This window comes from Neolewinella lacunae (assembly GCF_014349155.1).
GTDB classification, from domain to species: Bacteria; Bacteroidota; Bacteroidia; order Chitinophagales; family Saprospiraceae; genus Neolewinella; species Neolewinella lacunae.
Map to the genome: position 1 here is coordinate 1 of NZ_JACSIT010000008.1, position 221 is coordinate 221.

Annotated in this window: 1 protein-coding gene; it reads left to right on the top strand. The window is 60.6% G+C overall.

Annotated features, from left to right (window positions below; all coding sequences use genetic code 11):
• A partial coding sequence (locus H9S92_RS00040) for a hypothetical protein (protein ID WP_187464690.1) occupies positions 1 to 221 on the top strand: 221 nt, incomplete at both ends.

Genomic DNA, 221 nt, shown 5'->3' on the forward strand with positions numbered 1-221 from the left:
CAGGTCTGCCAGCAGCGGATCACGGTTTACGGCATCCACGACTACCGGATCACCTTCCCGACGGACGAAGAGGGCACCTGCGCCGAAGTTCCGGACTACGACGGTATCGTAGCCGAAGAGCTGGCGTGTGACCTGATCACGACGACGCACTACATCGACACACTGCGCACGATTGCCGCCGGCGAAGAGTGCTTCAAGCTGCGGATCACCTACGACGTAGT